The sequence below is a fragment of the Aphanothece sacrum FPU1 genome, assembly GCF_003864295.1.
GTDB lineage: Bacteria > Cyanobacteriota > Cyanobacteriia > Cyanobacteriales > Microcystaceae > Aphanothece_B > Aphanothece_B sacrum.
This window is the reverse complement of record NZ_BDQK01000013.1, coordinates 472,664-495,403: the sequence shown is the minus strand read 5'-3', so window position 1 is coordinate 495,403 and position 22,740 is coordinate 472,664. Positions and strand designations below refer to the sequence as shown.

Here is a 22,740-nt window from a genome sequence, read left to right as displayed (position 1 = left end):
CTGTAATTATCTGAATAAAAAATTATTCAGCAGAATTACGCTCAAGTTGTTCTAATTCTTCGGCTAAATTTTGATAGTCATTAGATTTATTTCCTACAATTGCACGTACACCTTCTAAAGTAGAAACAATATTACGCGGGTCCATAAACATAACTTTACTACTTTCACTACTGCCAATAGTCACACCCATTTCTAAATAATTTTGGGCTAAGAGAAATTGTAAGGCTTCAGGTGCATAGGGATCGGTACTTAATTTTTGTGAGATAATATCTAATGCTTGGGCAGTTGCTTCTGCTTTGAGAATTTGTTGTTGACGTTCTCCTTCTGCTTTAAGAATAGCTGCTTTTTTCTGTGCTTCTGCTTCTAAAACCCTCGCTTGCGCTTGTCCTTGAGCAGAATTAATAGCTGAATCTCTTTCCCCTTCAGATGTTAGAATAGCAGCCCTTTTTTTGCGTTCAGCAGCCATCTGTAATTCCATTGATTCTTGTACCGCTTTTGATGGCATAATATCCCTTAATTCTATTCTAGTTACTTTCACTCCCCAAGGATCAGTGGCAAGATCTAATTCCCTTAACAAAATTTCGTTAATTTCAGTTCTCGCGGTAAAGGTTTCATCAAGTTCGAGTTTACCTATTTCTGAACGAATTTGAGTTAATACTAAATTGACCATAGCTAATTGCAAATTTTCGACTTTGTAGTAGGCTTTTTGCATATCCATGATTCGCCAATAAACTACTGCATCTGCTGTCAAAGAAACATTATCTTTGGTAATACAAGATTGTGGCGGAATATCAATAACTTTTTCTCGAATAGTTCCTTGATAAACAATCCTATCAATAAAAGGAATGATAAAATTAAGTCCAGGATTTAGTTTTTTGTTATAACTCCCTACTCTTTCTACTAAATACTCATTTTTTTCATTGACAATTTTCACGGAACCAAAAAGGGCTGATCCCCCTAAAACTAAGAAGACTAATAAGAAAAATTGACCCATGATGACATCTCCTAATATTATTCTAAACAATAAAATTAATTGTCAGACTTAGTTAAAAAGTCTGGTAAAATAATTAAAGTGTTCCCTTCACGGGACACAATATAAACTTTTTTTTGAGGCGCGATCGCTAGATTTTCATCCGCACAAATAGCCCGCCAAGAATTACCTTCATATAGCACTCGTCCTGGTTGTCCGGGTATAATTTCGGTTAAGGTTTCCCCTTCTTGAGAATCCCCTAATTGAGATTGTAAGGCTTTTTTATTAGGCAGAAACTGGCGAGATCCAACTACTAATAAAGTAGAAAAACTTAACCAAAGGATAACCTGCACAGAAAAATAAGGAACTACTAACGCGATCGCTGCTACTCCAATGGCACTAATTCCCATTATAAAGGCCACAAAGGCCACCGGAAATACTGCTTCCATGAAACAGAGGATAGCCCCTGCTATTAACCAAAGTAAAGGTTGACTGAGCATAGGAAAATGAGCCTAAGATCAAAGTGTGTTGGTTTAATTCCACTCTATCCTTTTATTCCATGATAACCTGATCTTTCCTGACCCGTTTCATAAGATAATTGAAAATTGATAAACTTAATTAAACGTTACCATGCTTGATCTGAATCTTTTGTTTAATGGGGCTAATCTTTTAGTCTTACCTTTTTGGACTTTAATGATTATTTTACCTAATTGGGGAGTGACTAAAAAAGTCATGACTTCTTATCTCCCGTTTGTGCCTTTTGCCCTTTTATATCTCTATTTATTTATCGGCACGTTTAATGGTGAATCAGCAGCCGCTTTTGCTAATCCCACGTTACCAATTTTAGCTCAATTATTTAGCCAAGAAAGTATTACTTTAACCGGATGGGTTCATTTTATTGTCTTGGATTTATTTGTGGGTCGTTATGTTTATTTAGAAGGACAAAATAAAGGTATTTGGACAATTCATTCTTTGATTTTTTGTCTATTAGCTGGCCCCCTTGGATTATTATCTCATATTTTCACAACTTGGATACAAGGTATTACGAAAGTCGAAAATAATCAGCTAGATTCTACCGAATCTAGTAGTTAAAACCCTATCTTATACTTCGTAGGGTGGGTTAGACGCGGCCATGATTTTGATGAAAAACTAATAATTTTCAGGGCGCGTCGTAACCCACCATTGTAAATATTGTAACTTATTATACAGTTTTTTTCAATACGAAGATTCAAACCTTTTACCGTTGCCTTGCCTTCTCTCACCGTTAACTTTAAGTGTGTCCTAATACTTAAAATATTCTAATATATTATCTTTAATTGGCTTCAAGTCAGCTATAAAAGGAGAAAAACAAGAGGGACTTGGGCAGGAAGGAAAAATGACAATTATAAGAAAATTATTTAAAAGATACTATTTTTTGACAGTAATTTTAATTATACTATTAATACTATCTCAGAATTCTGTTGGAGTTGTTCCAAGGTCTCAAGATATATCACAACTTCCTACAAGTCAAAGTCCTACAAATAGACAAGATACAATCTTTTTTGGAGCCTTACTTGATGCCTATCCTATTAGTGGTATTGAGGGAAATGAAGGCTTCTCAGGTTATTGTAAAAATTTAATGGATTATTTACAACAAAATGTCTATCAAAAATATGAGATAAAACAAGCAACAGTCGCTTATGAACAACGGTTTCAAGGTATTGGAAAGGATAAAAATACAAACGAAACAGTACCTCTTGATCTTGAATGCAGTGCAAATACAATTACCCCTGAGAGGCGAAAGAATCTAGATGATCTAATTTTAAACATTAATAATCCCAAATATAAAGACTTAAATAATAAGCCATATCCTGGTTCTTTTTCAATTCCATTTTTTACAACGGGAGCCAAAATTCTACTAAAAAAAGGAACGGATAATGAAAATTTGAATAAATATTATAGAGATGAGTTATTTAACAATGAAGAAGGAATAATAGCTGTTATTGGCCCATCTACAACGACAAATACTTTAGTAAAGGCAATATATCCCAAGGCGACAATAAAAGCATTTCCTGACAGAGTCAAAGCTCTTGAGGAAGTTAGAGAACAAGAAAATATTATTGCATATATAACCGACGAAATTATTTTGAAAGCAATGATTAAAAAAAATGAAAACAATTATAATCCGGAAAAATATGCTCTTGTTCCACAAAATGGGCTTTTAAGTGATGAAGATTATGGAGTAATCATTTATAAAAATGGCAAAATTAACGATTTATTAAGCGTCATAAATACTTGGATTCAGACAAATGCTAGTGCTGAAGCAAAAAAGGAATTAGAAAAGTATGATAATTTTTTGAAAAGCTATTGGAATAAACCAATATCAAGTTGGTATAAAGGAGATTTATGGATTTTATGGCTGATTTTATTGTCAGCAATGATTCTCCCCCTAATATTTTTCAATTTACTCTGTCCATGGATTATAAATAGGTTTGTGAAAGCCATTCCTGAAAAATTTGCTTTATGGTTATATAAAGTTAGTCAAGGAAGGATTATATTAATTATTGGTTATTTCCAAAATAAAGCAATCATAGAAGATAAAATAATCAGAGCTACTATAAATGAGCTTCCATCTTATAATGACGAACAAAGAGATGTTAGAAAATTATTAACCCAACTCAACCAAGGAATAGTTGAAAATTCAGAATTAGATAGTCAAACAACACAGAAAGCATTAGATGGGTTAAGAGAAATAGCCTACGAATGTAAAAAACCAAATATGCAAGGGGAGAACATACAAAGAATATCAGATGGACTTAATAAAGTTTTGGAAACATTTAATACAGGGGTGTCACGAATGAACGATTTCTTATTAAAAATGAATGAACTTAAAGAAACTATAAATAATTTACAGAAATGACGTATCTATCCATCCTAAGAGTTTTATATAATAAGCTTTTTGTGCCTAAGTTGCTCCCAAAATAATTTGTATTAATTCATAATTCATAATTCATAATTCATAATTCATAATTCATAATTCATAATTCATAATTCATAATTCATAATTCATAATTCATAATTTAATTAACGGCTGATTCTAACAAGGTAATTGTTCCTTGATTAGCATTTATTTCAACATTAATACCAATAGGGAAGGTGATAATATTTTCTAAATGTCCAATTTGCGCCCCAGACCAAGCGGGAATACCTAACGGTTTGATATGATCTTCAAGGACTTCTTCTAAGGTTAAAGAAGCGTAGTCTGCATCCGGTAAACAATTAGTACATTGTCCAAAAATAAACCCTGATAATTTGTCTAAAATCCCGGCAATTTTAAGATGAGTAAGAAAGCGATCAATACGATATATATTTTCCCCTACATCTTCTACAAATAAAATATAATTCTTAAAATCAGGCACATAGGGAGATCCCAGAATACCAGAAAGTACAGCAAGATTTCCCCCAATTAGTTTACCTTTTGCTGTTCCTGGTGTAATCGTCGTAATTCGATTTTTTACGGTCATTAAACGGTTAGCATCATCCCCATCAGGTTGATTTTTATAAGTAACTTTATTGCCTAAAAATAATACCTGTTTAAAGGAGTCTACTTGTTCAGTACGCCAAGAGGAAAAACCGTTAGGACCATGAAATGTCACTAATCCTGTTTTAGCATAAATACCAATAATTAAAGCAGTTAAATCACTAAATCCTATTATAATTTTAGGATTTTTCTGAATTAAATTATAGTCTAAATAGGGTAAAATTCTAGCGCATCCCCAACCACCCCTAATGGGAAGAAGTATCTCAATGTTAGGGTCAGCAAAAAATTGGTTAATATCCCCTGCCCTATCTTTATCTTTTCCCCCTAAATAGCCATATTTATCTAATAAATGAGGGGCAGTATAAGGAATTAATCCTAATGATTTTACTGCTTCTTTGACAATTTCTATATCTTCTTTAATAAAGGTAGCACCTGCTGGACTAATTAAGCCAACTCCTGCCCCTGCTTTTAATCTTTTAGGTTTAATAATTGAGGAATTAGCAGACATTACGGGTTGAGATAAATAAGTTAAGGAAGCTAAACTTGTTAAGGAAATTGTCAGAAATTGACGACGGTTTACTGCCATATTATATCAATAATTGATGATTAATTATTATAATAGTAATTGTAAAATAATCAAACCTATTCAGGTTCAATGGCTAATGTAGGGGTCAACTTAGTCCAAAACGCCTACAGGCTAAAGCCTGTGGCTATACCAACAAAGTCCGACGAGCGCGGACTTTCTGTAAAATTAGCCAGCCAATGCTGGCTTTGTACAGTTAACCCCATCCTTGGCAGGGTGTGTGTGGGATGGTGGGAAAGCTTATGTGTCTTAGGGTTTAATTTTAAGTTGACACTAATGACAGCCGTCATTAGTGTCAACTTAGTCCAAAACGCCTACAGGCTAAAGCCTGTGGCTATACCAACAAAGTTCGCCTTCGCGGACTTTCTGTAAAATTAGTCAGCCAATGCTGGCTTTGTACAGTTAACCCCATCCTTGGCAGGGTGTGGATGGCATGGTGGGAAAGCTTGTGTGTCTTGGGGTTTAATTTTAAGTTGACACTAATGAGGGCCGTTGACTCCTACACAATTTGTATTAATTCATAATTCATAATTCATAATTTCTTCTAGATTTAGCAATTTGAAGACTCAAGAAAATAACCGGAACCATTCCTACAAATACAATAGCTAAAGCAGGGGCCGCTGCTTCTATTAAACGTTCATCAGAAGCATATTGATAGACTCGAATAGCTAAAGTATCAAAATTAAATGGACGAATTACTAAAGTAGCAGGTAACTCTTTCATAACATCAACAAACACTAACATAATTGCTGTTAACATTCCCCCAGACATTAAAGGAGTATGAATCTTAATTAATGTTTTAGTAGGTGTATAACCTAAACTTCTGGCAGCATCATCTAAGTTCGGTTTAATCTTATTTAAACTTGAATCTATAGCCCCAAAAGCAACAGAAAGAAATCGCACTAAATAAGCATAAATTAAGGCAATAACTGTTCCACTAATAAGTAACCCCGTCTTAATATTAAAAAGGTTTTCCATACCATGATTAATTATATTATCTAATTGCCCTAATGGAATTAATACCCCTACCGCAATAACTGAACCAGGAATAGCATAACCAATAGCAGCAAATCTTACTCCTAACCCCATCATAAAATCAGGCTGTAATCGTTGTCCATAAGCCATAATTAAAGATAATAATAAACCAGCGATCGCACTTATAATGGCTAAGATTAAACTATTACTTGCTAATTGCCAAAAATTGTTAGCAAAAGCTTCTGAAGCATTAGAAATAAGTAAATGAAATAAATAAATAGCAGGGGCTAAAAATCCACCAAAGAAGGGAAAAAAACAACACAACCAAGCTAAAATTCCTCGCCATGAGGTTAGTTGATAACGGGGAAGATGAAGGAGAGAACTGCTAGTTTGATAATATTTTGCTTGACGACGTGACCATAATTCTAAACCAATTAATACTAAAATAAATAACATTAAAAAAGCTGCAAGTTGGGCCGCTGCCACTCTTTCTCCTAACCCAAACCAAGTAGTATAAATTCCTGTAGTAAAAGTATTAACCCCAAAATACTGCACGGTTCCAAAGTCGTTGAGGGTTTCCATCAAAGCTAAAGCTGAACCTGCTACAATGGCAGGACGGGCTAAAGGCAGGGCAACTTGATAAAAGCTTCGCCAAGGACTACACCCTAAAGAACGACTCGCTTCTAGGGTACATAAAGACTGTTCTAAAAATGCCATCCTGGCCAGAAGATAGACGTAAGGATACAATACTAAGGTTAACATGGCGATCGCTCCCCATAATGAACGAATGTCGGGAAACCAATAGTCTTGGATACTATTCCAGCCAAATAGTTGACGCAGTAACCCTTGGACGGGGCCATAATAATCCAACATATTCGTATAGGTGTAAGCTAAGAGATAGGCTGGCGCAGATAAGGGGAGCAATAATAACCAATCAAACCAACGAGACCCCCAAAAGCGACACATGGTCACTAACCAAGCGGTTCCTACCCCGATGATCACTACTCCTAATCCTACCCCTAACATTAACCACAGCGAATTGCAGATATAATCAACGAGGACAGTGGAGGCTAAATGTTGCCATACTTTCCCCGCATCAGTAAAAATACTACTAACAACAAATAAAATCGGAAAAGCAATTAAAATAGCAATAATAATGACTAAAATCGTCCATCCATTCAAATAAAGACGACTAGGTAGAGATTTAGGGGTTCCAGAGATGGGGTTAGAGTCAGTCATAGCATTGTCAATTGTTCATTATTTATTATCAATGATTGAGCAATAATTAACAACACTGTGTCCAATTAATAATAAATTTAACCAATTAAAGCTTGAACAAGTATTCTCATTAAGGGTTCTAAATCTTCAGGAACTCGATAACTTTCTAACCCTTGATTAATATGTTTTTGAGAACTATTTAACTCAGCAAACTGCCAAATATTGCCAATGGTAATAGCACCTAATAATGTAGCTTTTTGCTCATCATTTTTCCATTTATCTAAAGCAATTAATTGGACAGCAAGTTGATTAAATCCGTACTCTAAATCACCTTTTTTTGCTTCAATAATAATTAACTGATTATGATTATAAAGAAAGTAATCTAAATATCCTTGTAACTGTTCAGAAACTTTAAGTGAATATTCAATTCTCAGTTGAGCATTAGTATAATGTACTAATTCAGTGATTACGGGTGAAATGAGAATTTCTCGTCTAGCTGTTTGGTGTACTTAAACTGACATTAGGTAAGATTTCTGTTATGCGATCGCATAATTGTTCTAGTCGATCTAAGTTGCCTTGATATTGAGGTAAATTAAGCTTTTTTCGAGAGAAAGTATAGCCAAAATCAGCAACTAATTCATCAATTTCTGCCTTTAATTCAAAGATTTTACTAAAAGTATAAGATTGATTAGGATCAAGAATTTTCATTTTTATATTGTTTAAATAATAGCAAAATTTGATGTAGGTGTCAATGTGGTACAGGCATCTTGCCTGTGGTTAACCCCTACCTTGACTATTTACCGGAAAATTGGGTTTAAAGCCCCGTCCCTTTTAGGACGGCTTTATGTTAAACTGTAATTGGTTTGAATCCCCTGAGTGGGTGGTAGTAATACAACTCAATTGAGTTTGAACCCTTGAACTCAAAAGTCTGCATAAGAGACAAAAAAGTAGGGTAGCGAAAACCTCGTAAAACATAGCGCAGTAGCCGATAAACAACGGTGAATGAAAACGAAAAAGCTTTTGTCGTAAGACAGATAGGGTAGGGCATACCCGAATCTTCCTTGAAATAGGAAAACGCTTGGAGAGTGAACCACAAAAAGGGTGTCTAGATAGCAAGTGATATTCTAGTAAGCTCGGTTCAGACATAATCGTGTCAGACCTAAGTAGAAGAAATTTGAAAGGGCAGTGATTAGCTCAAGAATCCCCGCCGTTCTACGGCGCGGGAGTGTCAAATCAGAGATATATTACTTATTGGGTTGAGGAGTCATCCGTAAATAGGGTTTAACTTCTTTAACACCTTTAGGGAATTTTTTCTTCGCTTCTTCTGTAGGAATAGAAGGAACAACAACGCAATCATCTCCATCTTTCCAATTAACAGGAGTCGCAACTTGATAATTATCGGTTAATTGTAAAGAGTCAATAACCCGCAAAATTTCATCAAAATTACGTCCTGTACTAGCAGGATAGGTAATAGTTAGACGCAGTTTTTTGTTAGGATCAATAACAAAGACAGAACGGACTGTTAGATTATTCAGAGAATTAGGATGAATCATCCCATATAAATCTGATACTTTGCGATCGCCATCAGCTAAAATAGGATAATTAACGGTGGTATTTTGGGTTTCGTTAATATCGCTAATCCAACCTTTGTGAGACTCCGCACTATCTACACTTAAGGCTAAAACTTTTACGCCCCGTTTGTCAAATTCTGACTTGAGACTAGCAACGGCCCCTAATTCGGTGGTGCAAACGGGAGTATAATCAGCAGGGTGAGAAAATAAGACAACCCAGCTATCTCCAGACCATTCATGAAATGAAATGGTTCCTTGACTAGATTCTTGGGTAAAATCAGGGACGATATCACCTAATTGAAGAGTCATAATGGTAACTTTCTATACAATTTTAAAGGAGCATTTTTATTATTACCATACAAAATGCACTTTTCCTCAAAACTTTAGATATTTATAATAATTCTTTATTTGTTTGGATTATCTCAAGTTCCATGTTATTAACCGATAGCGAGGGACATCAAGTGTGGGAGTGTCGGGGGTTTGAACTCATGCAGTTTTCCACCCCTACCGTCCTTCGTCTATAAATTATTATAACATATCAGGTAATCCCACTTGTCTAGGTTTAACAAATTTACCATGAAAGTCGATAGTTTTTTCTTCATTTGTAGCTGCATCTTTAATAGTTCTTGCTTCTGCTAATGCTTTACGAATTTCAGCTATTTCTAATTCATTATCAACCCCTCCTAAAATATAAATTAATAAACGAGTTGCTAATTTTCTTCCTGAAACTTGTATCCGTTTTTTCATGGGGTCATACAGGATACCATACCAAAGAGAGTTAGAATTTTCTATACCACTAAAACCCCCATTAGCATCAAATTGATTTAACTTTTTAAAGATTATTTTTAAATCTAATTCTCTGCGAAATACTAAAAATCCTAACCCTTGCATTAAAGCAATTTGTCCGACGGGACGAAATAACATATTAGCTTCTCCTCCCCCTTGTTCATGACTAAATCGTCTTAATTCAAAGGTTTTTACTCCTTTTTCTAATCGTTTATAACTGGGTAACTCTGCTAAATAATCAAAAACTTCTTGTAAAGCGTCTAACCCTTCTTCTAATTCTTCATCATCAGGACGTAAAGCAATTAAATTCTTTTTATCTTTATTTTTCCAGTGAATAAATTTATCTCCTAAATAACCTTCTGCCATATCTTGTAATGCTTGTAAAGTAGTTAGAACCGTTGCTTTACTAGAAATAGTAGCACTATCCCAATTAACTCTTGGGTTCCCATCATTTTCATCACTATCTTTTAACAATGGATGAGTAATAGCAAGTCGTCGAGAAATAATAGCAAACCCATCATCTTCATTTAATAAAACTAACTGACCTTTACTTAAAGAAATGGCCATGCGGTTGACATGAACAAAAATAGATCTGACTCGTCTTCTTGCTTCTTCATACGTTTCTCCAATGACTACTGCGGGAATAATTTCAATTCCGATCTTTTCTTGGGATAACTTTTGCAAATCAGGGGAATTTAGATTATATTCTTCGATGAGATCTTGTGTTGTAATAGTGTTTCCTGTAGGCTTTTTATATTTATTATAAACCTCTAAACGTCCTGTTTTTAATAATTCCATTAACCCTTGTATTCCCATCAATCGATGTTGTCCATCTAGAGCAAAAATTGAGAATTCTGAGTTAATATTTAGTAGTCCTAATGTGTTTTGTCCATCTAAGGGGGTAAAATCGTCTACACTGACTAAGGCACGGCGATCACTGCCCCATTCTGTTGCATTAGGATTATTGACCCATTCACTACTAATTACCACTAGAATAGGGGGAAATTTATGATTATTAACCACCCCTAAATATTGGGCCAAATGGGACTGACGCGACCAGTCTAAAGGACGTTGTTGTAATTCTTCAACGGTTTCAGCATCACGGATAATATTATCAGTAATTGGGTCATATTTTTGCTGAAATAGAGGTAATTGGGAGGCAAAACGAACACGACTGGCCAACCATTCCAAGGAAACGGAAGCAATATATCCTTGGGTTGTTCCCATCTGGGTTTTTTGTACGATAATTTGATCTTGACGGGACAGATGACGGTCTAAAAGTAAAGCAAGGGCCTGTTTTTCTTCTGTTTCTTGCTGTAATATTTGATGAGTGATATCCTGCTCCATAATTGATAGTTATTGATTTATTTGTTAGTCAACCAATTCATTAAATCTTCTTGACTTTTAAAGTCCAGTAAAGCTTCTCCTAATTCTTCCAATTGTTCAATGGATAAACTACGAATTTGGCTTTCTAATACAGATGAAACCTCCCCAATACGACGTTTAAGAAGACGTATAATTAAGGAAACTCCTTCTTCTTGTCTTCCTTGCGCTTTACCCTTACGAATACCTTCTGCTTCAATTTGTTGATAAATCACTGATTCTCTCATGATTTCTTCCCTCAAAATTTGTTTGATTACCTGTTCTTCTAATAATAAACCCGCTAAAATCGCGGTGGATGCTGCTACATTACTTTTTTGTCTTCTGTTATCTAGAGTTTCTATTTTTTTGCCTATATCTTCTAATACCTTGACTCGATTTTCCGTTTGACTTAATACTGCTAAAGGCCATAGTCCTGATGATGTTAACAGTTGTTGGGTGGGAATTTCCCATAATCTAATTACCTCAAATTCATGACGAGTTCCTGGAATTATAAATGTTTGTTGTTGAACTAATTCAGACGCGCTAGGTTTCAAGTAAATCACAATTTGACGCATCTGTTTATGAGGAAAACGACGATAAACCCTCACCCGATAATCTAGCATCCGAAAGGCCATGTTAGGGTCAGTTCCCGTCTGAAATTCTAAATGTAGGACTATCTCAGATGATTCTAACAAAATTAGTGCATCGGCCCGAATGGGTTCTAAGGATAATTCTGAAGGACTTAAATTGGTTAAAGTCAGAGGTTTTCCTAATAACCAACGGGCAAAATCTTCACTAAAGCTTTCTGCGAGAAATTTACAGACGTTATCGTACATTATCCTATTTTATCCCTCATACTCTTTTTTTCACCTCATCACCCCATCACTCCATAACCCCTTAAACATCAATTCTTAAAGTACCTAAGAGAAATATAAAAGTCAACATATGTTTTTAAAAACTGCAAGAAGGTTTTATGTCATAATAGCCCTAGTGAAAAATTGAGATAGGACTTATGACAGGGTTTGAGTACGTTTTACCTGTGATTCGCGGTATTCAGGCAGAACAGGAATATTATGTATCGATGTGTCCTTTGGGTATTCTTCCTAAGTTGTTTCCCTTACCCATTCAAAATATTGACCCCGAAAAACGAACCCAACGACAGATAAATAAGGGTCGTCTTCCGAAAATGACTAATTATATTGTAGATAATCCTCAAGATTATGTTTTTAGTGCCATTACCGCTACTATTGATGCTGATACTACCTTTAAACCTTTGGGTGAGGTGGCCGAAGAACGTAAGTTAGGACGGTTGCGTATTCCTATGGACGGGAATTTAATGATTCATGACGGTTTACATCGACGTTTAGCTTTAGAAATGGCACTCAGAAAAAATCCTCAATTACGTCATGAAACTATTCCTCTGATTTTATATATTAATACCCGATTAGAGCGATCGCAACAGATTTTTTGTGACCTCAATCGTTGGGGGGTTCGTCTTTCTTCTACCTTAACCCTTCTTTATGATCATCGAGAAATTGGCAAATAGTTGTTTTACTTGACTTTGGAGTTAATTTTTACACTGATGGTTTATCTTGCAGTCCATTTTTGCACTGCGAATTTAATTTTTACACTGCTACTTGACATTCTTAATTAATGCGGATAGATGAATATAGAAGAATTGGACTTAAAAGTTTTCCCCGTTCTTCACTAAAATAGAAAACTTCGTACTCTGGTTTAAGTTCTTGTTGTAATTGTTTCCACAACTGAATTCCTTCTGATTCAAAGACTTTAGCTTCTATCTCATTAGCAAAATCAGACGATGAAGGATCATCTAGACTCAAAATCTGATCATAAGTTTTTGACCACTGCAACAAGCGTTTTTTAGTTTCCTGTGTCAAAGGTAATTCATTAGGATCAATATTATCAGGATCTTCCATATCCCAAAGTGGATAATAATTATAATCGGCCATTAATTTAATTTTCTTTGTCATCTTGATTACTCTTGTCTTAAAAGACTCATTAATTTTCTTGGAGTGGGATTAGCACCGACAATATATCCATTAGTTCCAATATCAATAGAGATATGTTGTACTGTTCCATCAAAGACAAATTGATAGATATTTCGCGTTTCTCCTTGTTTCCCGATAATCTCTCCTTCTATAATAGCCTTGATAATGACTTCAGCAATTCTATGATAAGCAATTCCCCGATTCATAAAATCAACCCCATGTCTCTCTAAAATATGTTGTAACCCTGATTTACGATTTCCTTGCTCTAAAAAAATTATTTTACCGTCAGATAGTCGAATAGCTTTAATGATTTCTTTAGGATTGTGCTTAATTCCTGCTGATTGAAGTTCGCTAATTAGTTCCTGTAAATTATCTTCTTTTGTCATTTTTGATTAAGCGATAGTATCCTTAAGAGTGAACCTGATTCACTGATATGATGACAGCAACCCAAACCTCGCTTTTTCCCCCTCGTACCGTTACTGAGTTAGTTGAAGACATTCAAATGCTGACTCAGGAAATTCAGGATCTCTATTGTCTTGATGATATTCCTTGGATTATTGGTGTGTCTTGGGGAAAAGACAGTTCAGCAGTGTTGCAGTTAGTATGGAGTGCGATTGCTGCACTGAGTCCCGAAAAGCGTCACAAAACCATTCATGTCATTACGACCGATACCTTAGTCGAGAATCCTATTGTTTCTGCTTGGGTACGTCAATGTATGAAAAAACTGGAAACGGCCGCAAAAGAGAAAAATATGCCTTTTGAACCTCATTTATTATACCCAGAAACCAAAGATAGATATTGGGCCGGTTTAATTGGTAAAGGATATCCAGCACCTCGACTTAAATTTCGTTGGTGTACTGGTAGATTAAAAATAAATGCTTCCAATCAATTTATTCGTGATGTTATACGAACTTGTGGTGAGACAATTCTTGTTCTTGGAACTCGTAAGTCCGAAAGTTCTAGACGAGCAAAAGTAATGAAAGAACTAGAAAAAAAGCGAGTACGCGATCGCTTAAGTCCTAATGCAAGTCTACCCAATTCTTTAGTTTATAGTCCTATAGAAGATTGGAGAACTGATGAAGTTTGGATGTATTTAATGCAGTGGTCAAATCCTTGGGGGGGAGATAATAAGGATTTATTTACTTTGTATCGAGGAGCAACTGCTGATAATGAATGTCCATTAGTGGTGGATACTTCTACACCTAGTTGTGGTAGTTCTCGTTTTGGTTGTTGGGTTTGTACCTTAGTGGATAGTGATAAATCTTTAGCTGCAATGATCAGAAATGATGAAGAAAAAGAATGGTTACAACCATTAATGGATTTTCGTCAAGAATTAGATATTCAAAATGATCGAGAGAAAAGAGACTTTCGACGGATTTATGGAAAAGTAGAACTTTTTGAACGTAACGCGGATGAACAAACTGAAATTGCTCCAATTCCTGGCCCCTATACAAAATATTGGCGAGAATATTGGTTAAAAGGAGTATTAGAAGCACAAGTGAAAGTTCGTCAAACTGCACCAGAAGACATGAAAGACATCACCCTCATTACCCAAGAAGAATTAAGCGAAATACGTCGGATATGGTTAGAAGAAAAACACGAATTTGATGATAGTTTACCCCGCATTTATGAAGAAGTCACCGGAGAACCTTTTGAGGATATTCGTCCAGGAGTTAGCAACAATTTATTAGGAAGTGATGAATGGGACATCTTATCAGAGTTATGTGAAGAAGATACCATGCACTTAGAATTAATGACTAAATTACTGGACACAGAACGACAATTTTATACAAAATCTCGTCGTATTGGTATCTATGGAGAACTGCAAAAATGTTTTGATAGTAGTTCCCGTTCCAAAGATGATGCTATTGAAAATGCACACCTAAAACGTAACCTAAAAAATGCCGTCGAAGAAGGAGACATTACTCAAGTTAAACACGCACTTAAAGAGACATTAAACCATGAAGAAAACCCCCAACCTAAACAACTAACTTGGGGTACTCTTAAATTTGGTCAGCAAGTTGATGATGATAGTGATGGAGTGATGGAGTGATGTAGTGATGAGGTAGGGGAGTGATGAGGTAATGGGATATGAATATTTTTGATATTTATGTAAGAATAAAGGAGAAACAATGATGAGTAAACTTATTAAAAGTCATCGAGAGTTGGAGGTGTATCAAATGTCGTTTGATGCAGCGATGCAGATATTTTACTTAACAAAAAAGTTCCCCATAGAAGAACGATTTTCCTTAACTGATCAAATTCGTCGTTCTTCCCGTTCAATTTGTGCTAACTTAGCAGAAGCATGGAGAAAAAGACGGTATGAAGCTGCATTTATAGCTAAACTAACTGACTGTCAGTCCGAAGCAGCAGCAAACTCAAACTTGGATTGAGTTTGCTGTTAAATGTAATTACTTAGAAGTCGAAAAAGGCAGAGAACTTTACCTAACCTATGACAATATTATTGGTAGATTAGTTAATATGTCTAAAACAGCCGAAAAATGGTTATTACCCAAATAATTCCCATCACCCCATCACCTCCTTATAATCTATGATATTCACAGAATTAGTTCTCGAAAACTTTGGCCCATATGCAGGCAAAAATATCATTAACTTACGTCCCGAAACGGAGGATAATCATCGACCCATCATTCTTATTGGGGGAATGAATGGAGGAGGTAAAACAACTCTTATGGATGCTATTCGTCTTGCTTTATATGGACAACGGGCCCAATGTTCAACCCGCAATAATTTAAGTTATACTGACTTCTTACTTCAAGCAATTAATAATCAAGCAACCTTCAAAGATATTACCCGCATTGAACTCGCATTTGAACATATTGTAGATGACCAATGGCAAACTTTTAGAATTTCTAGACAGTGGACAAATAACCCAAAAGACGGTAAAGATACTTTAGGTATATTAAATGGAGAATGGCCCGATACTGCTTTAGCAAATACCTGGGATGAATATATCGAAACCTTACTTCCTTTAGGTATTTCTAATCTCTTTTTATTCGATGGAGAACAAGTTAAAGAGTTAGCAGAACAAGATACACCTCCCCAGTCTGTTATTGATGCTATTCAGTCTTTATTAGGATTAGAATTAGTCGAAAGATTAGCCGTTGATTTAGAAGTATTAGTCAGTCGCAAACGTAAAGCATTAGCTAATAAATCTCAATTAAAAAATTTAGAAGAAATTGAAGGTAAACTAAATCATTATAATCAAGAAGAAGCAGATGCTAAACAAGCACAAGCATCTTTACAAACTCAATTAAAACGCGCTCAAAATAAATTTAAAGAAGCTTCAGAAAAGTTTCGTATAGAAGGGGGTAAAATTGCCGCAGAAAAAAGTAATTTAGATCAACAAATTGAGATTTTAAAAAATACTATCAATGCTGAAAAACAAGTAATGATAGAACTCGCATCTAATACCTTACCCTTATCTTTAATTTCTCCCTTACTAACTCAAGCTAAATCTCAAATAGACACCGAACTACAATTACAACAAGCTGAACTTGCTAGAACTATTTTAGAACAACGAGATCAACGTCTTTTATCTTATCTGGAAACTCTTAAGTTAACTCAGGATAAATTTAGTAAAATTCAATCATTCCTCAAACAAGAATATGATAACTTAAATCAAGATAATACTCTTAATAATAAGACTTGGTTCGGTATTAGTGAAGAAGAGTTAAAACAATTAGTTAATTTATTAGACCATCAACTACCTTTACAACTTGCACTCGCTCAAAAATCAACCAAAACTTTACAACAATTAGAAGGTGAACTTGATAGCAAAGAACGAGAAGTTAATGTCGCTGCTTCTCCTGAAGATTATCAAAAATTAACCGATACTCTTACCCTCGCACAACAAGAAGTCGGTCAATGTCAATCTGCTTATCAAGTAGGAGAACAAAGACTTAAAGACGCACAAAAAGCGATTGAGAAAATTAAAAAAGAACTGAGAAATTATAGTGAAGAAGCTATTGATAAACAAAATAATGAACATCTTATTAAATCTGCTGCTAAGGTGCAAAATACCTTACAATTGTTTAAAGAACGACTAACGTTGAAAAAATTGAATAAATTAGAAGGAGAGGTAACAGAATGTTTTCGTTATTTACTCCATAAATCAGATTTGGTTCATCGTGTCGTTATTGATACCTATAATTTTAGTCTCTCTCTTTATGATCCTAACGGAAAATCTGTACCGAAACATCGTCTCTCCGCAGGAGAAAAACAATTATTGGCCATCGCGTTTTTATGGGGACTCGCTAGAGTGTCAGGACGAAATTTACCTATCGCTATTGATACTCCCCTCGGACGACTAGACTCCTCTCACCGTAATAATTTAGTTGAACGCTATTTTCCCACTGCTTCTCATCAAGTTATTCTTCTTTCCACCGATACCGAAATTACTCAAAAAGAATTACAACAATTACAAGAACAAGACGCGATCGCTCATCAATATCTGTTAGAATATAATTCTGCTCAACGTCAAACTACTGTTCATCCAAATCGCTATTTTTGGTAATTCCATTCAAAAAAAATTTAAAATTTTCGAGAAGTGCTTGCAAATCGCTTGGCCTTGTGGTATTATTCTGGATAATGGGAGTGGTGACGTTTATTCTCTAACCTCAAGCCTCCCATTATTTAGCATTAACTTTATTATCCCACACCATCCCGTAAAAAGCAAGCCCCTTCTTTATCCTATCAAGAGAAAGCAGAAGGTGGGAAGTGTGGTGTAGGGACAGGTTTATCTAACATACTGGTTACAATATCAAAATTTATGTAAAAAACTCGCCCGTACGGGAACGATGGTATGAGAACTGCTATAATTAGTAAAACTGCTTAAAAACAGATCTTTTTGTATTTATTCATAATTCATAATTCATAATTCATAATTCATAATTCATAATTCATAATTCATAATTCATAATTCATAATTTTTAAAATGGAATCCCCGATCAAACAAATTCGACTATCACAAACAGGAAAAGAACAACTAATTAAACTCAAAAGATACACAAAAATCGAACAATGGAATATCCTATGTCGATGGGGATTTTGTCGTTCCTTAGCAGAAACGAGTATACCCTCCCCCGTTCCTATCAAGAGCGATAGTAACGTAGAAATGACCTGGCGAGTGTTTGGGGGAGAAATGGCCGATATATTATTAATTGCCCTAAAACAACGATGTTATAATGATGGATTAGGAACCGATAAAGACACCTTAGTCCATCAATTTCGCCTACACTTACATCGTGGAATTGGTTATTTAGCAGGGGATCAAAACATCAAGAAAATTGAACATTTAATTGACTTGACTAATCAAGAATTATGACCCTTTTTTGGCTTGGGATCACGATGAACTTGGGGAAAACCTAATGGTTTAATTTGCTGAAGTTTACGCACCTCCTCAAGATCTTTGATTTTAGTATAGTCAACCCAATGGATACAGTTCACCGGACAAGTATCTATAGCCTCTTGTACGACCGCTTCTTGATCACCATCTTGATGATAAACCCGCGATCGCCCATATTCTGGTTCAATATAGAAAGTATTGGGAGCCACGTGAGCGCAGTGTTTACAACCGATACAGGTGACTTCATCAACGTAAACACCGTTTTGACGAAATTGACCGCCCAATTCAGGCTCAAATCCCGTTCTTTCGGGGATATCTCGGAAAATTCCCCCTAACTCCGGTTCTAAACCGGAGCGATCAGGGGTAGAGGAAAAATCAGCCATTAGGCACTCCAGCGTTGAACCACTAAGCGAATAGAACCATCTTCGTTCTTTTGTTGCTCAGCAACTTGGAATCCTTGCTTAGCAGACTCATTCAATACGGTATGATAAGCATAGCCTTGAGTAACCTGCTTGAGAAACCCTTCAACCGATAAAGGCTGTTGCCAATATTGTAAATCAGCCACTAACTCATACTCATTACCATTCCAGCTAAACCCGATGTCATAGTTATTATCTTGTGAGACAACAACCTCAGCAGTGCGGGTTTGTCCTTGATAACCTCTCACAGAATGAGGCCCTTCTGTCCAATCAACCCCCATATCTTTCAGGGATGCTTTGAGAGAAGTTAGATTACGAATTTGGGTTTTTATCTGACTAAAATGTGACATAAGCCTTATAACTCAAAAAATTAAAGAAGGATTAACAAAACAAAATTACCAGTCTATCAAAGAGGCTTGATTGCTAGTTTTTGCTGATTGGTGAATCGGTTGAGTGTAATAATCATCGGTTTTTTCCTGAGACATCACTCGGCCGAGTTGTGCTTCGATCGCTGCTGTTACCTCTTGACAAGAGGCCCCCACGATGCCTGTCGCTTTCTCTTGAACGCGACCATCAGGAAAAATAATGAACTCTAGGGTTTCCATGCTCATAGGGGGATTTTGGGGGTAAATATGGCAGATGGAAGACGACTATTGCTGCCTTGACTTTAGACAAAAATCTTTAGACAGTTTAGCAATATGAATCAAATTTTAGCAAAAGTTAACATTTAAAACAGTGGCCACTCTAATTTATTGTAATTTTGGCTTAACCATTGAGAAAAAGTCAAGGGAAAATTTGTCTCAATCTTGAGAATGTAACAAAAATATACAAAAATTTCCTTTAATGTCCCTATTCTAAACTGCGCGGATCAAGAGCGTCTCTGAGAGCATCACCAAGTAAATTAAAGGAAAGTACGGTTAAAATGATTAAAAGAGCGGGAGGCCAGATTAACCAAGGTTGCAGTACTAAAATTGAGGCATTAGTGGCCACTGACAATAAATTACCCCAACTAGGATCAGGTTGTTGAATACCTAACCCGATCAGACTTAATACAGATTCAGAGACAATAAATCCAGGAACCGCCAAAGTTGCTGAAATAATGATATAAGTAGCGGTTTGGGGGAGAACATGAAGCAAAATAATGCGCCAAGGAGTGGCCCCCATCGCTCGTGCAGCTTGTACGAACTCTTGTTCTTTGAGAGAGAGAACTTGTCCGCGAATGACCCGGGCCAGTCCTGACCAACCAATAAAAGAAGTAATCAGAACAATCAATAAAAATCGCTGTGCGCTGCTTAAACTAGGGGGTAAAATTGCGGCTAATGCTACTAATAAATAAATGCCAGGAATAGTCATTAAAACTTCGACCAGACGCATCAAAAATCCATCAATCCAACCTCCAAAATAACCAGAAATTCCACCGATAATCATTCCCAAAGGAAAAGAAATTACAATACCGACTAACCCAATAAATAGACTAATTCGACCACCAAATATTATGCGACTAAATTGGTCTCGGCCTTGTTCATCAGTTCCTAATAAATTAAGTTTTCCTGGGCCAACGGTTCCAAAAAGATGACGATCAAATCTAATCCCAGAAAATAGTTCTACTTCCTTAAAGTTCGGAGGTAAAGGGAGACGAATTTGGAATAGTTGATAAGGATCACCTTTAAGGAATAAATGAATGGGGGAAGGTTCAGCAAAATTGATATTTAAAGTACGTTCACCAGTTTTCACATCCGTCGGACTTTGGGTGGTGGGATAGACATGAGGTCCGATAAATTTTCCTTGTGGAGTTTGCCAATAAATGGGAGTTGGGGGTAACAGAGAACCGTCTATTTGGGAAGTATAGGGATCGTAAGGTGCAACGAAATCGGCTGTTATGACAGCTATATAGAAAATTAGCAATAAAATAGCCCCAAAACGGGCTAAGGGATTATTTTTGAGTTTTTGCCACCAGTTCATAAGGCTATATTTGTTGATTATTTACAGTTGGAAGCTAAGGGAAATACTTAAATTATTCCTAGTAAATACAATATAAAGTGTACCAAAAGACTTTTGCTTCTACAGTACACTTACGGTTTTGGGGTACTTATGGGGTACTTTGTGATATAGGGATTCACAAATATAAGCCCGTGACGAGGATTGAACTCGTGACCTCACCCTTACCAAGGGTGTGCTCTACCACTGAGCCACACGGGCAAACTACTCGGCATAAATATCGTGGTGGGCCGAGCTGGATTTGAACCAGCGTAGGCATAGCCAGCGGATTTACAGTCCGCCCCCATTAACCACTCGGGCATCGACCCATTTATCCCACGATTAATAATATTAGCATACCTATTTAGAAAATTCAACCCCCCTGAAAAAAATTGATTGTTAATCTTTTGTTGCTTAGCTGAAATCCGCACCACAATGGGTTTACACTAAGTTTAGAGGCTAAGCGCGAGGGATTATCATGAAAACTATTGTCATCGACCCTGTAACTCGAATTGAAGGCCATGCCAAGATCTCCATTTTCTTAGATGACGCGGGAGTTGTGGAAGATGCTCGTTTTCATGTTGTGGAATATCGAGGCTTTGAAAAGTTTTGTGAAGGTCGTCCTATGTGGGAAATGGCTGGTATTACTGCCCGTATTTGTGGCATTTGTCCCGTTAGTCACCTGTTATGTGCGGCGAAAACGGGAGATAAAATTCTGGCGGTTAAAATTCCTGCTGCGGGTGAAAAGCTACGTCGCTTAATGAATTTAGCTCAAATTACTCAATCTCATGCCCTATCTTTTTTCCATTTAAGTAGTCCTGATTTTCTTTTAGGATGGGATAGTGATCCTGCTAATCGTAACATTTTTGGTTTAATTGCGGCTGATCCTGAATTGGCGAAAAGTGGTATTCGTTTACGACAGTTTGGTCAGAAAATTATTGAGTTATTAGGGGCTAAAAAAATTCATCCTGCTTGGTCAGTTCCAGGAGGAGTCAGATCCCCTTTATCGGAAGAAGGAAGACAGTGGATCAAGGATCGTTTACCTGAGTCTAAAGAGACTCTTTATACGGCTTTAAATCTATTTAAACAACTTTTAGATCGCTTTCAAACTGAGATACAATCTTTTGGTAATTTTCCCTCTCTGTTTATGGGTTTAGTAGGTAAAAATGGGGAATGGGAACATTATGGGGGTCACATTCGCTTTACGGATAGTCAAGGTAATATTGTGGCGGATAATCTCTCTGAAGATGACTATCAAAATTATATTGGGGAATCAGTAGAAAAGTGGTCTTATTTGAAATTTCCTTATTATAAACCTTTGGGATATCCTGATGGAATTTATCGAGTTGGCCCTCTGGCAAGATTAAATATTTGTGAGAATTTTGGCACTCCCGAAGCAGATCAAGAATTAAGAGAATACCGCGATCGCGTTGGGGGTGTAGCCACTTCTTCTTTCTATTATCATTATGCTCGGTTAGTGGAGATTTTAGGGTCTTTGGAACGAATAGAACGGTTAATTGATGATCCTGATATTTTGTCTTCTAGAACTCGTGCTGAAGCGGGAATTAATCAGTTAGAAGGAATTGGAGTGAGTGAAGCCCCAAGAGGTACATTATTTCATCATTATTTAGTAGATGAAAATGGCTTAATTAAGAAAATTAATTTGATTATTGCTACCGGAAATAACAATTTAGCCATGAATAAAACCGTTGCTCAAATTGCTAAACATTATATTCAAGGTTCAGAAATTCCTGAAGGAATGTTAAACCGAGTAGAGGCTGGAATTAGGGCTTATGATCCTTGTTTAAGTTGTTCCACTCATGCGGCTGGACAAATGGCTTTACAAGTTGAATTAATTAGTGCTACAGGTGAGATTTTAGCTCAAGTTTGCCGCAATTAAGTTGAGTAGGCGTATAATATATTTATTAGCCTTAACTTAAGTCAAACTCAAAAAATGTAAGCGACACATCTTTGTAAGGGTC

General features: G+C 36.1%; 22 protein-coding genes and 2 tRNA genes. 8 read left to right on the top strand and 16 right to left on the bottom strand.

From position 1 onward, the window contains the following. Nucleotides 1-22 precede the first annotated feature (22 nt). Together AsFPU1_RS12955 and AsFPU1_RS12950 are read right to left on the bottom strand one after the other, a co-directional pair. On the bottom strand, nucleotides 23-994 hold the full coding sequence (locus tag AsFPU1_RS12955; RefSeq protein ID WP_124976734.1) for an SPFH domain-containing protein: 972 nt from the start codon (nucleotides 992-994) through the stop codon (nucleotides 23-25). Between the two features lie 35 nt (nucleotides 995-1,029). Next, nucleotides 1,030-1,470 carry an NfeD family protein gene (locus AsFPU1_RS12950; RefSeq protein ID WP_124976736.1) on the bottom strand — a complete coding sequence of 147 codons (441 nt, stop codon included), beginning with the start codon at nucleotides 1,468-1,470 and terminating at the stop codon, nucleotides 1,030-1,032. A gap of 130 nt (nucleotides 1,471-1,600) precedes the next feature. Here AsFPU1_RS12950 and AsFPU1_RS12945 point away from each other — a divergent pair, with 130 nt between their 5' ends. Continuing rightward, nucleotides 1,601-2,062 carry an ABA4-like family protein gene (locus AsFPU1_RS12945; protein WP_124976738.1) on the top strand — a complete coding sequence of 154 codons (462 nt, stop codon included), beginning with the start codon at nucleotides 1,601-1,603 and terminating at the stop codon, nucleotides 2,060-2,062. 283 nt (nucleotides 2,063-2,345) lie between these two features. Beyond that, entirely contained in the window at nucleotides 2,346-3,869 is a 1,524-nt protein-coding gene (locus tag AsFPU1_RS12940; RefSeq protein WP_124976740.1) for a transporter substrate-binding domain-containing protein, read from the top strand. Between the two features lie 160 nt (nucleotides 3,870-4,029). Here the strand turns inward: AsFPU1_RS12940 and AsFPU1_RS12935 are convergent, their stop codons facing one another. The 6 genes from AsFPU1_RS12935 to AsFPU1_RS12910 all read right to left on the bottom strand — a co-directional run bounded on the left by AsFPU1_RS12935 (nucleotide 4,030) and on the right by AsFPU1_RS12910 (nucleotide 11,821). After that, nucleotides 4,030-5,076: a S66 peptidase family protein gene (locus AsFPU1_RS12935; protein ID WP_124976742.1), complete on the bottom strand. Its 1,047-nt coding sequence runs from the start codon at nucleotides 5,074-5,076 to the stop codon at nucleotides 4,030-4,032. 522 nt (nucleotides 5,077-5,598) lie between these two features. Then, nucleotides 5,599-7,287 (bottom strand): ABC transporter permease, encoded by a 1,689-nt coding sequence (locus AsFPU1_RS12930; protein ID WP_124976744.1) that lies wholly within the window; start codon nucleotides 7,285-7,287, stop codon nucleotides 5,599-5,601. Between the two features lie 471 nt (nucleotides 7,288-7,758). Continuing rightward, nucleotides 7,759-7,974: a hypothetical protein gene (locus AsFPU1_RS23130; protein ID WP_227873594.1), complete on the bottom strand. Its 216-nt coding sequence runs from the start codon at nucleotides 7,972-7,974 to the stop codon at nucleotides 7,759-7,761. A gap of 536 nt (nucleotides 7,975-8,510) precedes the next feature. Continuing rightward, nucleotides 8,511-9,146, bottom strand: coding sequence for a peroxiredoxin (locus AsFPU1_RS12920; RefSeq protein ID WP_124976746.1), 636 nt, complete (start codon nucleotides 9,144-9,146; stop codon nucleotides 8,511-8,513). Nucleotides 9,147-9,365: 219 nt separating this feature from the next. Continuing rightward, complete coding sequence (locus AsFPU1_RS12915; protein ID WP_124976748.1) at nucleotides 9,366-10,970, bottom strand: DGQHR domain-containing protein; 1,605 nt, start codon at nucleotides 10,968-10,970, stop codon at nucleotides 9,366-9,368. Between the two features lie 17 nt (nucleotides 10,971-10,987). Continuing rightward, entirely contained in the window at nucleotides 10,988-11,821 is an 834-nt protein-coding gene (locus AsFPU1_RS12910) for an Rpn family recombination-promoting nuclease/putative transposase (RefSeq protein ID WP_124976750.1), read from the bottom strand. A 176-nt stretch (nucleotides 11,822-11,997) separates the two neighbouring features. Here AsFPU1_RS12910 and AsFPU1_RS12905 point away from each other — a divergent pair, with 176 nt between their 5' ends. Beyond that, complete coding sequence (locus tag AsFPU1_RS12905; protein ID WP_124976752.1) at nucleotides 11,998-12,531, top strand: DNA sulfur modification protein DndB; 534 nt, start codon at nucleotides 11,998-12,000, stop codon at nucleotides 12,529-12,531. A 100-nt stretch (nucleotides 12,532-12,631) separates the two neighbouring features. Here the strand turns inward: AsFPU1_RS12905 and AsFPU1_RS12900 are convergent, their stop codons facing one another. Beyond that, entirely contained in the window at nucleotides 12,632-12,976 is a 345-nt protein-coding gene (locus AsFPU1_RS12900; protein WP_124976754.1) for an immunity protein CdiI family protein, read from the bottom strand. Between the two features lie 5 nt (nucleotides 12,977-12,981). Beyond that, nucleotides 12,982-13,380 carry a hypothetical protein gene (locus AsFPU1_RS12895; protein WP_124976756.1) on the bottom strand — a complete coding sequence of 133 codons (399 nt, stop codon included), beginning with the start codon at nucleotides 13,378-13,380 and terminating at the stop codon, nucleotides 12,982-12,984. Nucleotides 13,381-13,430: 50 nt separating this feature from the next. Here AsFPU1_RS12895 and dndC point away from each other — a divergent pair, with 50 nt between their 5' ends. The 4 genes from dndC to dndE all read left to right on the top strand — a co-directional run bounded on the left by dndC (nucleotide 13,431) and on the right by dndE (nucleotide 18,341). Next, a complete protein-coding gene (gene dndC / locus AsFPU1_RS12890) occupies nucleotides 13,431-15,047 on the top strand; it encodes a DNA phosphorothioation system sulfurtransferase DndC (RefSeq protein ID WP_124976758.1) in 1,617 nt (538 codons plus the stop codon). Nucleotides 15,048-15,126: 79 nt separating this feature from the next. Continuing rightward, nucleotides 15,127-15,387 (top strand): four helix bundle protein, encoded by a 261-nt coding sequence (locus tag AsFPU1_RS12885; protein WP_369692083.1) that lies wholly within the window; start codon nucleotides 15,127-15,129, stop codon nucleotides 15,385-15,387. 158 nt (nucleotides 15,388-15,545) lie between these two features. After that, nucleotides 15,546-17,531: a DNA sulfur modification protein DndD gene (gene dndD / locus AsFPU1_RS12880; RefSeq protein ID WP_125061115.1), complete on the top strand. Its 1,986-nt coding sequence runs from the start codon at nucleotides 15,546-15,548 to the stop codon at nucleotides 17,529-17,531. A 420-nt stretch (nucleotides 17,532-17,951) separates the two neighbouring features. Next, on the top strand, nucleotides 17,952-18,341 hold the full coding sequence (gene dndE, locus AsFPU1_RS12875; protein ID WP_124975356.1) for a DNA sulfur modification protein DndE: 390 nt from the start codon (nucleotides 17,952-17,954) through the stop codon (nucleotides 18,339-18,341). On the opposite strand, the gene AsFPU1_RS12870 is transcribed toward dndE, so the two are convergent. The 6 genes from AsFPU1_RS12870 to AsFPU1_RS12845 all read right to left on the bottom strand — a co-directional run bounded on the left by AsFPU1_RS12870 (nucleotide 18,329) and on the right by AsFPU1_RS12845 (nucleotide 21,087). Continuing rightward, nucleotides 18,329-18,745 carry a ferredoxin gene (locus tag AsFPU1_RS12870; protein WP_124975354.1) on the bottom strand — a complete coding sequence of 139 codons (417 nt, stop codon included), beginning with the start codon at nucleotides 18,743-18,745 and terminating at the stop codon, nucleotides 18,329-18,331. The genes dndE and AsFPU1_RS12870 overlap by 13 nt on opposite strands. Continuing rightward, a complete protein-coding gene (locus AsFPU1_RS12865; protein ID WP_124975352.1) occupies nucleotides 18,745-19,131 on the bottom strand; it encodes a DUF1257 domain-containing protein in 387 nt (128 codons plus the stop codon). The genes AsFPU1_RS12870 and AsFPU1_RS12865 overlap by 1 nt, the downstream gene beginning before the upstream one ends. A gap of 45 nt (nucleotides 19,132-19,176) precedes the next feature. Beyond that, on the bottom strand, nucleotides 19,177-19,392 hold the full coding sequence (locus AsFPU1_RS12860) for a DUF2997 domain-containing protein (protein WP_124975350.1): 216 nt from the start codon (nucleotides 19,390-19,392) through the stop codon (nucleotides 19,177-19,179). Nucleotides 19,393-19,630: 238 nt separating this feature from the next. Next, nucleotides 19,631-20,743 carry an ABC transporter permease gene (locus AsFPU1_RS12855; RefSeq protein ID WP_124975348.1) on the bottom strand — a complete coding sequence of 371 codons (1,113 nt, stop codon included), beginning with the start codon at nucleotides 20,741-20,743 and terminating at the stop codon, nucleotides 19,631-19,633. Nucleotides 20,744-20,908: 165 nt separating this feature from the next. Continuing rightward, nucleotides 20,909-20,980 (bottom strand) — tRNA-Thr (locus tag AsFPU1_RS12850). 22 nt (nucleotides 20,981-21,002) lie between these two features. Then, nucleotides 21,003-21,087 (bottom strand) — tRNA-Tyr (locus AsFPU1_RS12845). 149 nt (nucleotides 21,088-21,236) lie between these two features. On the opposite strand from AsFPU1_RS12845, the gene AsFPU1_RS12840 reads away from it, so the two are divergent. Further along, complete coding sequence (locus AsFPU1_RS12840; RefSeq protein WP_438357517.1) at nucleotides 21,237-22,658, top strand: Ni/Fe hydrogenase subunit alpha; 1,422 nt, start codon at nucleotides 21,237-21,239, stop codon at nucleotides 22,656-22,658. The last annotated feature ends 82 nt before the right edge of the window (nucleotides 22,659-22,740 follow it).